This window comes from Rhizobacter sp. OV335 (genome assembly GCF_900142965.1).
GTDB lineage: Bacteria > Pseudomonadota > Gammaproteobacteria > Burkholderiales > Burkholderiaceae_C > Rhizobacter.
The window spans coordinates 328,223-341,719 of record NZ_FRCQ01000003.1 but is presented as its reverse complement, the minus strand read 5'-3'; the positions used below and the strand labels follow the sequence as shown (position 1 = coordinate 341,719).

Sequence of the window (13,497 nt, the reverse complement as noted above, 5' to 3'; positions counted from 1 at the left end):
GACCCCGCTAGAGCTCATACCTGAGGTTCGCCATCACGGTCCGCGGGGCGTTGTAGTACGCCGCGTCGATGCCCAATGGCGGGATGCGGTTGCGAGCCAGTGCGTAGGCGCGGCCCGTGGCATTGCGAACGCGCAGCGACACCTGCCAGGGTCCGCTGTCCGGGGCATAGGCCAGTGCGAAATTGACGTACGTCTGGCGCGGCGCGCGCAGGGCCGCGGTATTGGCTGCATCGATGAACTGCGGCGCGATCAGTTGCAGCCACGCATCGGCGCTCAGCAACCCGCCTGCCGAGCTGGTGCGGCCCTTCAGTCCCAGCGCGGCGCTCCAGCGAGGGGCATAGGGCAGCTCGTGACCGCTGAAGTCGCTGGCGGCGGACCCGCTGGGATTGAGGAAGCTCTTGAAGCTGGAGCGCAGCCACTCCAGCGAGCCGGTGGCGCTGATGGACGAGGTCAAGCCCTGTTCGGCCTCCAGGTCCAGCCCATAGGTACGGGCCTTGGCGGCGTTCAGGAAGACGGAGTCCGCCACCAGCGAACCGTTGACGGTGGTGCCGCCCAGCGAGGCCAGGTAGTCCTGGTAGTCGTTGTAGAACGCTGCGGCGCTGAAGTTCAGCCGGCGCGGTGCGGAGCGCAGTTTCACACCTGCTTCGTAGGTCGTGACCTTCTCGGGATGCGCTGCCACGCCCGCCGAGATCAGCGACTCCGCCGCGCGGTTGAAGCCAGCGAACTTTTCGCCGCGGGCCACGCTCGCGTATGCCAGCGTTGTCGGCGTGGCGTTGAAGTCGAGCCCGACGCGGGGCAGCAATCCGCCCTCGCTGGTGTGCAGGTCGGGTGCGTCGTAGACCTGTTGCGTGGGCACGAACTGCGCGTTCGTGCGCCAGAAGGCATTCGCGGCATCCTGCCGGGCGTGATATCCGCGCAGGCCGAGGGTGGCCGAGAGCCGCTCGCTCAGGCGCGGGTGGGCCTGGGCGTAAAGGCCTACATCCTGGGTCTGCTGGTCGGTGAGAGCCTGCGTGTAGCCCGGTGCCGTGGCGGCCACCGGGAAGGACATGACGTAGCGGTTGAAGTGGAAGCGATCTCGCACCAGCATCGCGCCTGCTACCAAGTCCAGGCCGTCACCACGCCAGGTCACCTGCAACTCCTGCGAGAAGGTGCGCTGGCGCACCTGCTGCGAGATCTCGTAGCGTTCCACTTCGAGGCCGCTCCAGTCGGCCACCGTGGGGTCGTCGGTGTAGCCTCGATAGGACGTGATGGACCGCAGCTTGGTCCCGGCCGCCACGTCCCACTCGACCGTCGCCGAAGCACCGCCCGCCTTGCGCTTGAACGCGCCGGCGTCCGACGCGTTGAACGACACGCGCGGCGCCGCACCAGGGTGGTTGAGCGGGAAGTTGATCGTGTTCGTGTCCGAGCGGTCCAGCAGGTGGTCCACCGCGAAGACGATGTGGGCCGACGGTCCCATGAGCACCTTGGCCTTGGCGCGGAACTGCGTGGCGTCGAGCTTGTTGATGTCCTCGTGCCGAGTGGCGTTGTAGGCGAAGCCATCGTTGCTGCGACGCGAGATGGCCAGGGAGGCGCTGAGGTCCGGCGTCAGTTTGCCGGCGAACAGCCCGCGCGCCTCGCGCTGGCCCAGGTTGCCGACGCCCACACCGATCCAGGAGCCCGCGATCTCATCGGGGTCGGCAGACACCAACTTGACCGCGCCGGCCGTCGAGTTCTGTCCGTACAACGTGCCCTGCGGGCCGCGCAGTACTTCGTAGCGCACGACGTCGGGCAAGTCCCACAACGCCGTCGCATAGCCGCGCAGCAGCGGCACGTCGTCCACATAGATGCCCACCGCCTGCGCCATGGCGGGTTGGGACACGCCCACGCCGCGCAGGCCGACGGTCTGCGGCATGTTGCTGTAGCCGTTGGGCACGGCCATGCCGGCGACGATGCCGACCAGGTCGTTGAGCTGGAAGAGCCCCTTCTTCTCGATGTCTTCCTGCGAGATGACGGCCACCGACACGGGGACCTTGTCCGCGGTGCCCGGCATGCGCTCGGCGGTGATGAGGACGGGCGGCAGTACGTTCTCCGCCTGCGCCTGGACGGCCTGCGAACCCAACGCCACGGCGACCGGCAGCAGCACGCGGGCGGCGCGATGCATCGCACCGGCTTGACGGCCTTCGGCCTCGACTCCCCCAACAACGAACATGCGAACCTTCCACCGCGCGACGGGAATGCGCGCGGTGGAATCATCAACGGCGTCGAGCCGGGCGCGCGTGAATCCGCGTGAATCTTCGCGAAGCGCTCAGGCGAGCGCGAGTCGGTCTGCCTGGAAGTGGCGGCCCGTCGGACCGGTGCGACGGCGAAGCAGGCGGTGGTCTGGCGCGAAGCCGTCGGCCACCGGGTCCAGCAGGCCGCGGCGCTTGGCGATGTCCGCTGCCGCCGTGCGCGTGCGAGCGTCCAGCTTGTCGAGCAGCGCCTTGACGTGCGTCTTCACGGTGCCGCAGCCGATGTTCAGTTCGGCGGCGATGGCCTTGTTGCACAGGCCGGTGGCCATCAGGCGCAGCACCTCGATCTCGCGGGGCGTCGGCAAATCTTGCGCCACCGTGTCGGCCAGGCGCTGTACCACGCTGCCCTGAAGGTAGCGTTGCCCGCGGGCCAGGGCCATCACGGCGTCCACCAACTGCTCGGGCAGGCAGTCGTGCGTCAGGTAGCCCTTCACCCCGCGCTCGAGTGCGCCGCGGACGCTCAGTTCGCCGTCCAGATGGGAGAGCACCAGCACGGCCGGCGCCGCCGGGCCGCGGTGCAGCGCCGCGGCAATGCCCAGGGGCAGGTCGGTGACGAGCACATGCACAAGCGCCGCGTCGCCACCGGCCGGGCCGACGGTGGCCGTTCGTTGCTCGTCCACCTGGAAACGGCTGTCCGCGTCCAGCGTGGCCACGATCCCGCGGTTGACGAGCGGTTCGGAGTGGGTCACCCGGACGCGGGTGGCGGTGTGCATCGGCATGGTCTTCTCCTGGGTTGGGCTCGGGCCCGGCACGACCATGTTCTGCATGCCGGGGCGCCATGACCAGTGAAGCGACGTGAAGCGTTGCGAGCACGGCGCTTCACGCCGCCCTTCACACGGCCCTTGACGACGAATCGCGCCGATTCACTCGCGCTTCACGCCGCCATCGTCCAACCTTCAGGCCGTCAAACACAGGTCGGGAGTTCCACATGAGTCAACGTCTCAAGAGCAAGGTCGCTCTCATCACCGGCGCCAGTTCCGGCATCGGCCACGCCACCGCATTGCTGTTCGCCGCGGAGGGTGCGAAGGTCGTCGTGGGGGCGCGCCGCGACGCCGAGCTGAAGGACCTGGCCTGCGAGATCGACGCCCGCGGCGGCACGGCGCTGTCGCTTGCCGGCGACGTGCGCGACGAAGCCTATGCCCAGGCGCTGGTGGCGCTGGCCGTGCAGCGCTTCGGTCGACTGGACGTGGCCTTCAACAACGCCGGCACGCTGGGCGAGGCGGGCGCGTCCACCGGCGTGTCGGCGCGCGGCTTTGCCGACGCGCTGGCCGTCAACCTCACCGGCGCCTTCCTCGGTGCCAAGCACCAGATCGCCCAGATGCTGAAGAACGGTGGTGGCTCGGTCATCTTCACGTCCACCTTCGTCGGCTACAGCGCGGCGTTCCCGGGCGTGGCGGCCTACGCGGCCAGCAAGTCGGGCCTCATCGGGCTCACGCAAGCGCTGGCGGCCGAGTTCGGCCCGCAGGGCGTGCGCGTGAACGCGCTGCTACCCGGCGCCGTCGATACCCACATGTACCGCGACATGAACGACACGTCCGAGTCGCAGGCCTTCATCACCGGGCTGCACGCACTCAAGCGCGTGGCCACGCCGGAAGAACTGGCCCGCTCGGCCCTCTACCTCGCGTCGGACGACTCGTCCTTCGTGTCGGGCACCGCATCGCTGGTCGATGGCGGCCTGTCCATCACGCGCACCTGAATTCCCCAACCGCAACCACCAAGGAGTTTGCATGTTCTCTTCCTCCAAGTACCTGCTCGGCAGCGCGCTGCTGGCCGCCGCGCTCATGGCCACGCCGCACGCGATGGCGCAGCCCAAGCCTTATCCCGCCACGTTCAAGTTGCAGGACATTGCCACCAACGGCACGACGCTGCACGTCCGCGTCGGCGGCAGTGGCCCGGCCGTGGTACTCATCCACGGCTTTGGCGACACCGGCGACATGTGGACGCCGCTGGCCATCGAGTTGGCCAGGAACCACCGCGTCGTCGCGCCCGACCTGCGCGGCATCGGTCTGTCGGCGAAGCCCGAGGACGGCTACGAGAAGAAGAACCAGGCCAAGGACATCCGCGGGGTGCTGGACGCGTTGGGCATCGACCAGGCTGACGTCGTGGGGCACGACATCGGCGTGATGGTGGCCTACGCCTACGCTGCTGCGTACCCGACCAAAACGACGCGGTTGGTCGTGATGGACGCACCGCCCCCCGGAATCCCGCCGTGGGACGAGGTCGTCCGCAACCCCAAGCTGTGGCATTTCGACTTCTACGGCAAGGACGTCTTCCGCCTCGTGCAAGGGCGTGAACGCATCTTCCTGGACCGCTTCTACAACGACTTCGGCGGCCAGCCCGAGAAGATCGACGAAGGCACCCGCAACCACTACGCGCAGCTCTACGCGCAGCCCGGTGCCATGAAGGGGGCACTGTCGCAGTTCCAGGCCTTTCGCCAGGACGCGAAGGACAACCTGGAGTCGATGAAGACCAAGCTCACCATGCCCGTGCTGGCCATCGGGGGCGAGAAGTCGTTCGCCGGGCTGGAAGCCGTGGCGATGCGCAACGCGGCCACCAACGTCACGGAGCTCGTCATCCCGCGCGCCGGTCACTGGTTGATGGAGGAAGAGCCGGCCGCCGTCGTCCAGGGCGTCAAGGACTTCCTGTCCAAGTAGACGCAACCCCACATCTTCAAGGATTTGTCCATGAACAACCCTTTTCACATCCGCCTGGCCGTCGTCTATCACAGCGGCTACGGCCACACGGCGCGGCAGGCGCAGGCCGTGGCACGCGGGGCTGATGCCGCTGGCGACGTCGACGTGACGCTGGTGCCGACGGACGACGTCGAGCGGCACTGGGACCTTCTGGCCCAGGCCGATGCCATCGTCTTCGGCGCGCCGACCTACATGGGCAGCGCGTCGGCACAGTTCAAGGTGTTCATGGACGCCACGTCGCGCACCGTGTTCGCCGCGGGCGGCCTGTGGCGCGACAAGGTCGCAGCCGGCTTCACCAACTCCGCCGCCCGCTCGGGCGACAAGCTGGCCACGCTGCAGCAGCTGGTCATCTTCGCCGCTCAACATGGCATGCACTGGGTCAACCTGGGCCTGCCGCCCGGGCACAACAACTCCAAGTCCACCGAAGAGACCACCAACCGGCATGGCTTCTTCCTCGGCGCAGCGGCGCAGTCCAACGCCGACGAAGGCCCCGACCTGGCCCCGCCGCTGGCCGACCTGCTGACGGCCGAGCATCTGGGCAAGCGCGTGGCCAGCGTCGCGCGCCAGCTGGTGGCCGGCCGCGCCGCCGTGGCGTGAGGGCGGCATGGTCATCCCGTTGAAGCGTGCCCTTCCCGCTACGTGGCGACGCCTCGCGTTGCTGAGCCTGCTGCTGCCTTACCTGATCAGTGGCGTGCTGAAGCTGTCGGACTTCGCTGGCGCCCAGGCCGAGGTGGCCGGACTGCTCGGCGATGTGGCGAAGGCGCCGATCACGGCTGCGGTCATCGCTCTCCAGCTCGGCGGTAGCGCGCTGCTGCTGCGCGGCGGACGGTGGGCGTGGCTGGGCGGTCTCGCATTGGCGGCCTTCACGCTGGCCGCTACCTTCCTGGCGCACCGCTGGTGGGGGCTGCCATCGGGGCCGGGCCGCTCGCAGGCGTTCAACGGCTTCTGGGAGCATATCGCGCTGGTCGGCGCGCTGCTGTACGCGGCGTTGATGGAGCCCGAGGCGTGAGATCAAGCCAGCTCGCGCTGCTGGCCGCGGGCCGTGGCGGCATGGCTCGCGCGTCGCCAGGATGCCAAAGAGGCGAGCACCGGATCTGCCATCTGAGAGACGCCATCGGGCGCCTGGTTTTCTATCCTGGATGAACTGCAACCCAACCCGCCGGAGAACACGATGTCGATTGCCAAAGCCGTCCCCGCCAAAGCCCTGCTCAGCCCCAGCAATCACGCGTTGGTGCTGATCGATTTCCAGTCCCAGATGGCCTTCGCCACGAAGTCCATCGACGCGATCGAACTGCGCAACAACGTGGCGCTGATCTCGCAGGCGGCCGCTGGCTTCAAGGTGCCGACCCTGCTGACCACCGTGGCAGAGAAGAGCTTCAGCGGACCGATGTTCGACGAGATCAAGCAGGCCTTCCCCGGCCACCCGGTCATCGACCGCACGTCGATGAACACCTGGGAGGACGAGCACATCGCCGTCGAGATCAACCGTCTGGACAAGAACCGGCTGGTCATGGCCGGGCTGTGGACCTCGGTGTGCATCGTCGGCCCGGTGCTGTCGGCGCTGGAGCAGGGCTTCGAGCTCTGCGTGATTGCCGATGCCTGCGGTGATGTCAGCACCGCTGCCCACGAGCACGCGCTGCAACGCATGGTGCAGGCCGGCGCTCGGCCGATGACGTCGCTGCAGTACCTGCTGGAATTGCAGCGCGACTGGGCGCGTGGCGAGACCTATGGCCTCACCACGGGCATAGCGCAGAGGCACGGCGGCGCCTATGGCATCGGCATTGCCTACGCGTCGATGATGTTCTCGGCGTCCGAGCGTGGCCACTGATCACGGACGAGGGGCTCCCGATGAAGGTCTATCTCCTGTCGCTGGGTGCCGGGCTGTTGGCCGGCCTGGTCTACGCAGTGCTGCATGTGAAGTCCCCGGCTCCGCCCGCCATCGCCTTGCTCGGCCTGCTGGGCATCGCCACCGGTGAACAACTGGGGACGCTGGCGCTGCGCATGTTGAACCGCGAGCACGTCAGCATCACCTGGTTCAAGCAGACCTGTGTCCCCAGGATCACCGGCATCGAAACCTCCCCCAAGGAGAGGCAGTCGTGAGCGCAGACCTGGTCGTCACGAACGCCCGCATCACCACGCTGAACGCGGCGCAGCCGCAGGCCAGCGCCCTGGCCGTGAAAGACGGCCACCTCATCGCCGTGGGCGACGAGGCCGCCGTGATGGCACTGGCCGGCCCCACCACGCGGCGAGTCGATGCGCGGGGCAAGCGCCTCATTCCCGGCCTCATCGACAGCCACACCCACCTGATCCGCGGCGGACTGAGCTTCAACATGGAGCTGCGCTGGGACGGCGTGCGCAGCCTTGCCGACGCGATGGGCATGCTGAAACAGCAGGTGGACGTGACGCCGGCACCGCAATGGGTGCGCGTGGTGGGCGGCTTCAGCGAGCACCAGTTCGCCGAGAAGCGCCTGCCGACACTGGACGAACTCAACGCCGTGGCGCCCGACACGCCGGTTTTCATCCTGCACCTCTACGACCGCGCGCTGCTGAATGCCGCTGCCCTGCGCGCCGTGGGCTACGGCAAGGACACGCCCGACCCACCGGGCGGCCGCATCCAGCGCCAGGCAGACGGCACGCCCACCGGCCTGCTGCTGGCTCAGCCCAACGCCCTCGTCCTGTATGCCACCCTGGCCAAAGGCCCGAAGCTGGACCCGCGGGACCAAGTCAACTCCACGCGCCTGTTCATGCGCGAGCTCAACCGGCTGGGCATCACCTCGGTCATCGACGCCGGTGGCGGCTTCCAGAACTACCCTGACGACTACCAGATCATCGAGAAGCTCGCCGCAGGCAACGAGCTGACGGTGCGCATTGCCTACAACCTCTTCACGCAGAACAAGGGCGGCGAGAAGGGCGACTTCACGCGCTGGACCGACATGCTACCGCCGCTGTCTGGCTCGCCCACGTTCCGCCACAACGGCGCGGGCGAGATGCTGGTGTTCAGCGCCGCCGACTTCGAGGATTTCCGCGAGCCTCGGCCGGATTTGCCGGCGGGCATGGAAGGCGAACTCGAAGGCGTGGTGCGGCTGCTGGTGGAAAAGCGCTGGCCCTTCCGGCTGCATGCCACCTACGACGAGTCCATCGGCCGCGCGCTGGACGTGTTCGAGAAGGTCGACCGCGACACGCCCTTTGCCGGCCTGCACTGGTGGTTCGACCATGCCGAGACCATCTCGCGGTCCAACATCGACCGCGTGGCATGGCTGCAGGGCGGCATTGCCGTGCAGCACCGCATGGCCTACCAGGGCGAGGCGTTCGTCGAGCGCTACGGCGCCTCGGCTGCCGAGGCGGCGCCGCCCATCACGGCCATGCTGGACGCCGGTCTGCCTGTCGGTGCCGGCACCGACGCCACGCGCGTGGCCAGCTACAACCCGTGGGTCGGCCTGGGCTGGCTGGTCACGGGCAAGACCGTCGGCGGGCTGCAGCTGACCGCCGAGCGCAACCTGCTGGACCGACACACGGCGTTGACGCTGTGGACCCAGGCCAACACCTGGTTCAGCCACGACGAGGGCCGCAAGGGTCAGATCGCGGTGGGCCAATGGGCGGACTTCGCCGTGCTGTCTGCCGACTACTTCCAGGTCAGCGAAAGCGACATCGCCGACCTGTATTCGGAACTCACCGTCATGGACGGTCGTGTCGTGCATGGCAGCGGCCCCTTCTCGGACTTGGCACCGCCGCTGCCGCCCGCGAGCCCCGACTGGAGCCCTGTGCGCCGCTTCGGTGGCTACCAGCACCGCAACCCCGCGGCCGGGCTGTTCACCCGCACCGGCAATCGCGCCGGCCCGGCCTGCGGCTGCGCGAGCGCGTGCGGCGTGCATGCGCATGCCCACGCCTGGGACCGCACGGCGCCGGCGGAGGACGCCCGCAGCTTCTGGGGCGCGCTGGGCTGCTCGTGCTGGGCGTTTTGAATTCACGGCGATTCACACCACAGGTGAGCGATTTTCTTCCATGATGCCGACGCACCATGCAACTCCGGCAGTTCGGCACCCGACATGGACTCCACAACGGCAGAGCAGGTCGCCCACGGTCAGACGACAGCCTTTGATTTCGGGCCATTCCGGTACGACCTGATCCGTCGCGAGCTCCGCGACGCCAATGGGCCTGTTCGCGCCGGCAACCGCTCGCTGCAGCTGCTGGAGGCACTGCTCCAAACGCCCGGTCGGCTCTGCAGCCGCGACGAACTGGTTGCCCAGGTCTGGCCAAGCACGGTGGTCGAGGAAACCAGCCTGCGGGTCCACATGTCCGCACTGAGGCGGGTGCTCGGCGACGGACAGGGCGGAGCCAGGTACATCACCAACGTGCCGGGTCGGGGCTACGCCTTCGTCGGCGAGGTGCGGGCCTTCACGTCGACCTTGGCGCCGCCCGTCCAGGCGATTGACGACCCGAAGGACGCAGTGCGCAAGCTGCCGCCCCTGCTCACGCGCCCCGTCGGCCGCGGCCAGGACATCGCCAGGATCGGCGAACTCCTGTCCCGGGAGCGCCTCGTCTGCGTCGTCGGCGCCGGCGGCATGGGCAAGACGACGGTCGCCCTGGCCGTGGCGGAGCACCAGACACCGCTGCACGAGCAGGGATCGTTCTTCGTCGATCTCTCCATGCTGACCGACCCGGCACTGGTGGTCGTCGAGGTCGGGCAGTCCTGCGGCCTTGATGTCGCCCGTGGCGAGCCGTGGGCCACGCTGGAGAACGCTCTCAGCCGCCAGCAGGCTCTGCTCGTGCTGGACAACTGCGAGCACGTGATCGACGCCGTCGCGGCATTGGCCGACCGGTTGCTCCGCAGTTGCCCTCGATTGCGCATCCTGGCGACGAGCCGGGAGCCGTTGGAGGCCGAGGCCGAATGGGTGTTCAGGCTTCCGCCGCTGGGCGTGCCGGCCCCTGATGCCCTGCTGTCTGTCGACGCTGTGTTGGACTACCCCGCCATCCAGCTGTTCGTCGAGCGTGCGCGGGCAGCTTGCGCGTCGTTTGTCCTGACCAACGCCAACGTCTCGGCGATCAGGCAGCTCTGCGAGTATCTGGACGGCATTCCGCTGGCGATCGAGCTCGCCGCCGCCCGCGTGAACAGCCTGGGCGCGCAAGGGCTGCTGCTGCGCCTGGAAAGCGCCTTCGAGTTGCTGACGCGGGGGCGGCGTACCGCCATGAGCCGCCACCAGACCCTGCATGCGGTGATGAACTGGAGCTACGAGTTGCTGACCGAGACCGAACGGCGGGTGCTGCAGCGCCTGGCGGTGTTCAGGAGTGCCTTCGACCTGGAGGCCGCCGTTGCCGTTGCAGCCGGCCCCGAACTGGCCCAACAGCAGGTCATTGACAGCGTGTTGAGCCTGTGCGGGAAGTCGCTGATGGTGCTTGAGACGGGCAGCGGTGGTTCACCGCGCCATCGGCTGCTCTATGTCACCCGCCTGTTCGCCGAGCGGATCCTTGCGGCCATGCCGGAAGCTGTGCAGGTGCACCGCCGGCATGCCGTCTTCGTGCTGGGCTGCACGGTGGATTCGAACAAGGGCCGGCAGCAACTCTCCCGCTTCCGCCGCAGCGCTGCGCTGGCGTCGGCCATCGCCGAATTGCGCGCCGCCATCACCTGGGCGTTGTTGGAGGAGAACGACCTCGCGCTCGGAGTGGAGGTGGTCGCCGAGTCCATGCCGAAGTGGCACATGGCGGGCCTGTTCGAAGAGTACGGTCTCCACCTGATCGCCGCGGCCGACAAGGCCGGGCGTGCCGGCGTGGCGGGCGCGCGCCTTCTCACGCGATTGCAACTGCTGCAGACCTTCCTGTCAGGCCAAACGCTGGCAGACAGCGAAAGTCACCAGCGCGGGATGGCCGTTGATCGACGCCTCGTGGACCGGTTCGACGGCCATGGGGACAAGATCGAGGCGCTCTTCGCCCTGTGCGCGAGCGCTTTCGGTCGAGGTGACTATCTGCAGGTGTTGAGCTGCTGCGAGGAAATACGGGAGCTCGCGCAAGGGGATCTGGAAATCTTGTCTGTCGCCGTGGGCGACCGGCTCACGGCGATTGCATTGCACGAATTGGGTCAGCACGATGCCGCGGAGCGGTTGGCTCACCGGGTGATGACGCTGGATGCCGATGGGCTCGAGTCGCGCTTTCAGAGCCCGCTGCCCTTTCAGCTCTCGATGCAGATCAGACTGGCTCGCATCCATTGGCTGCGCGGTGATTTCCGGGTGGCCTGGGCGATGGTTCAGGACATCGTCGTGAGTGACGACGAGGCTCACATCTATATCAAGATCCATCCACTTGCTTTCGCGGCGATTCCCATCGCCATCTGGCGCGGCGACATGCAGGCAGCGGCCCTGTGGAACCACCAACTGCTGAACCATTCCGTGCGCGGCAACGTGCCTTACTGGCAATCGTTCGCCCAGGTGTTCGACTGCCTTCTGGCCGGCCGGCCGCTGCTGCCCGACCGCGCCGAGGGCCAACTGCTGGCCAAGAACGCTGTGCTGATGGACATATGCGCCGCATTGCAGTTGGCCGCTCCGGACCCCATCACGCTGTCCCGAGCACGTCGGGGCGAGGTGGGCTGGTGCGCTCCGGAGGTACTGCGCCTGGCCGCACTGGCGGCGCTTGATCCGCACGATGAAGCCGGCCGGGGCCGCTGTATCGCCGAGCTCCGCGCGGCATTCGAGCTCAGTGTGGAGCAAGGCGCGCGTTTCTGGTCGTTGCGGATTGCCATCAGCCTCTTCGAGGTGGCTGCGGCAGATTCCGCTGAGCGGGCGTCAGCGAGAGGCATGCTGTTGACAATACTGAACGCCATCGACGACGGTTCAGCGCAACCGGATCTGCAGCGGGCGCGGCATCTGGCGGCGGGAGAGAACTGCGGGTCCCAGGCCTCGCACGCCTTTCAGCAGGCGCGCACGCACGGGGCCGCTTCAGCGCAGTGAGTTCGAGTCGCTCAAGTCTCCTGTCCGATTGATGAGTTCGGCCGGCAATGCCTGCCCCCTGCTCCATCGGAGGTCAGCGATCAAGGATTATTCGGGCCGCTGGAACAAGAGCCTGGCCACGCTGCGGATGGAGCAAGAGGCAGAGCGCTCGACGGCCACTCCCCCAAAACTCCCCCGGCAAGAAAAAACGCCCTAGAGGCGTGAACCTCTAAGGCGTTGAATCATTTCTTGTTTTTTGGTGCGGCTGGCAGGATTCGAACCCACGACCCCTTGGTTCGTAGCCAAGTACTCTATCCAACTGAGCTACAGCCGCTGAGCCTCGCAGTGTAGCACGACTTTTTCAGATCTCCGCCAGCGTTGCGGCGTGTCGATAGCAATCGGCGGTGCGCTCGACGTCGCCCTGCTGCTCGGCCAGGTGCGCGAGCAGCACCCAGGCGTCGCGGCGCGCGGCCATCGGCAACTCTTCGGCATCGGCGGCCTGCTGCAGCAGCAGCCGCGCCTTGCCCCACAGCTCGCGCTGCGCCAGCGCCCGGCCCACCGCATGCGCGAGCGCCGGCTCGCGTGGGAACGCCTGCAGCGAGGCCTCCAGCCGCGGCAGCCAATCGGCGCCGATGCCGTCGATCGACGCGACCAGCGCCTCGGCCAGCGCACAGCGCTCGTCGATGCCGAGTTCGCCCAGCCGCTCCCAGAACGGCCGCAGCGCATTGCGCGCGTCGGCCTGCGCGCCGAACTTGGACAGCCGCGTCGCGGTGCGCGCCGCGACGAACGGGTCGCGCCGGTCGACCGCCTCGAGCGACAGCCACACGCGCCGCACCTGGTCGGCATCGCGCGCGCCATCGAGCGATTCGAACGCGAGCGAGCGCAGCAGCCCCTGCGCTGCCTCCTTCGAGAAGGCCTGGTGCTTGGCCAGCAGCCGCGCGGTCTTCAGCGCCTCGTGCGGCTGGCGCGCGAGGCGCGTGGCCTGCAGGCGCAGCCGCAGCGCATGCGTGCGGCGCGCGACCCCCGGCGGCAACTCGCCCAGCAGTTCGAGCGCGCGCGCCGCATCGCGGTCGTCGAGCGCCCATTCGGCCGCCAGCAGGCGCGCACCTTCTTCGGCCGGCCGCGCGAGGCCGCTGCGGCTCGACAGGTCGAGCGCCAGGCGCAGTTGCTCGTCGCGGCGCACACGATCCTGCAGCTTGTGCAGGCTGCCGGCGGCCAGCAGGTGGCCGAGCACGGTGAATTCGTTGTCCTGCACCAGGTCGGGCGTGTCGCTCTGGATCAGCAGCGCGCGCTGCGCCGACTTCTGCGCCCGGCTGTAGCGCCCGCCGAAGTACTGCGACAGCGCATCGCGCAGCGCCGCCTGCGCGGTGCGGTCGCGGCGCGCGACGCGCCATTCGTGCGCCCTTCTCGGCAGCCCGATCAGCGCATTGATCGCCTGGATCACCGCGACCAGCGCGAAGCAGGTCGCCACCAGCGCGATCAGGAACAGGTTCAGCGAGACGTCGAGCCGCCACGAGCCCCAGTAGAACGAGGCGAGGCCGTCGTTGGTGCCGAGCACCGACGCACTGACCACCGCCAGCACGAACAACAGCACGAACCAGATGACGGCACGCATCGGCA

12 protein-coding genes and 1 tRNA gene are annotated in these 13,497 nt (G+C 68.2%); 9 read left to right on the top strand and 4 right to left on the bottom strand.

What is annotated here, in order from left to right; all coding sequences use genetic code 11:
* Positions 1-7 precede the first annotated feature (7 nt).
* Positions 8-2,140, bottom strand: a complete 2,133-nt coding sequence (locus tag BUE42_RS05190) for a TonB-dependent receptor (protein ID WP_073463362.1) — start codon at positions 2,138-2,140, stop codon at positions 8-10.
* Here BUE42_RS05190 and BUE42_RS34060 point away from each other — a divergent pair.
* A complete protein-coding gene (locus tag BUE42_RS34060; RefSeq protein WP_255376821.1) occupies positions 2,135-2,269 on the top strand; it encodes a hypothetical protein in 135 nt (44 codons plus the stop codon). The two genes, BUE42_RS05190 and BUE42_RS34060, sit on opposite strands and share 6 nt — an antisense overlap.
* Positions 2,270-2,284: 15 nt before the next feature.
* Here the strand turns inward: BUE42_RS34060 and BUE42_RS05185 are convergent, their stop codons facing one another.
* Complete coding sequence (locus BUE42_RS05185; RefSeq protein ID WP_159445367.1) at positions 2,285-2,986, bottom strand: LuxR C-terminal-related transcriptional regulator; 702 nt, start codon at positions 2,984-2,986, stop codon at positions 2,285-2,287.
* A 209-nt stretch (positions 2,987-3,195) separates the two neighbouring features.
* On the opposite strand from BUE42_RS05185, the gene BUE42_RS05180 reads away from it, so the two are divergent.
* From BUE42_RS05180 to BUE42_RS05145, 8 genes are all read left to right on the top strand, one after another.
* On the top strand, positions 3,196-3,963 hold the full coding sequence (locus tag BUE42_RS05180) for an SDR family oxidoreductase (protein ID WP_073463358.1): 768 nt from the start codon (positions 3,196-3,198) through the stop codon (positions 3,961-3,963).
* A 31-nt stretch (positions 3,964-3,994) separates the two neighbouring features.
* Positions 3,995-4,921 (top strand): alpha/beta fold hydrolase, encoded by a 927-nt coding sequence (locus BUE42_RS05175; RefSeq protein WP_073463356.1) that lies wholly within the window; start codon positions 3,995-3,997, stop codon positions 4,919-4,921.
* Positions 4,922-4,951: 30 nt separating this feature from the next.
* The gene (locus BUE42_RS05170) at positions 4,952-5,557 is read left to right on the top strand and encodes a flavodoxin family protein (protein ID WP_073463354.1); all 606 of its coding nucleotides are present in this window, start codon (positions 4,952-4,954) and stop codon (positions 5,555-5,557) included.
* A gap of 7 nt (positions 5,558-5,564) precedes the next feature.
* Entirely contained in the window at positions 5,565-5,969 is a 405-nt protein-coding gene (locus tag BUE42_RS05165) for a DoxX family membrane protein (RefSeq protein ID WP_073463352.1), read from the top strand.
* 162 nt (positions 5,970-6,131) lie between these two features.
* Positions 6,132-6,788 carry a hydrolase gene (locus BUE42_RS05160; RefSeq protein ID WP_073463350.1) on the top strand — a complete coding sequence of 219 codons (657 nt, stop codon included), beginning with the start codon at positions 6,132-6,134 and terminating at the stop codon, positions 6,786-6,788.
* 20 nt (positions 6,789-6,808) lie between these two features.
* On the top strand, positions 6,809-7,060 hold the full coding sequence (locus BUE42_RS05155) for a DUF1427 family protein (protein WP_073463348.1): 252 nt from the start codon (positions 6,809-6,811) through the stop codon (positions 7,058-7,060).
* On the top strand, positions 7,057-8,922 hold the full coding sequence (locus tag BUE42_RS05150; RefSeq protein ID WP_073463346.1) for an amidohydrolase: 1,866 nt from the start codon (positions 7,057-7,059) through the stop codon (positions 8,920-8,922). Before BUE42_RS05155 ends, BUE42_RS05150 begins: the two co-directional genes overlap by 4 nt.
* 84 nt (positions 8,923-9,006) lie before the next feature.
* Complete coding sequence (locus BUE42_RS05145) at positions 9,007-11,898, top strand: ATP-binding protein (RefSeq protein WP_073463344.1); 2,892 nt, start codon at positions 9,007-9,009, stop codon at positions 11,896-11,898.
* Between the two features lie 236 nt (positions 11,899-12,134).
* On the opposite strand, the gene BUE42_RS05140 is transcribed toward BUE42_RS05145, so the two are convergent.
* Both BUE42_RS05140 and BUE42_RS05135 read right to left on the bottom strand, forming a co-directional pair.
* A tRNA-Arg gene (locus BUE42_RS05140) sits at positions 12,135-12,211 on the bottom strand.
* A 27-nt stretch (positions 12,212-12,238) separates the two neighbouring features.
* Positions 12,239-13,492: a heme biosynthesis HemY N-terminal domain-containing protein gene (locus BUE42_RS05135; protein WP_073463342.1), complete on the bottom strand. Its 1,254-nt coding sequence runs from the start codon at positions 13,490-13,492 to the stop codon at positions 12,239-12,241.
* Positions 13,493-13,497 lie beyond the last annotated feature (5 nt).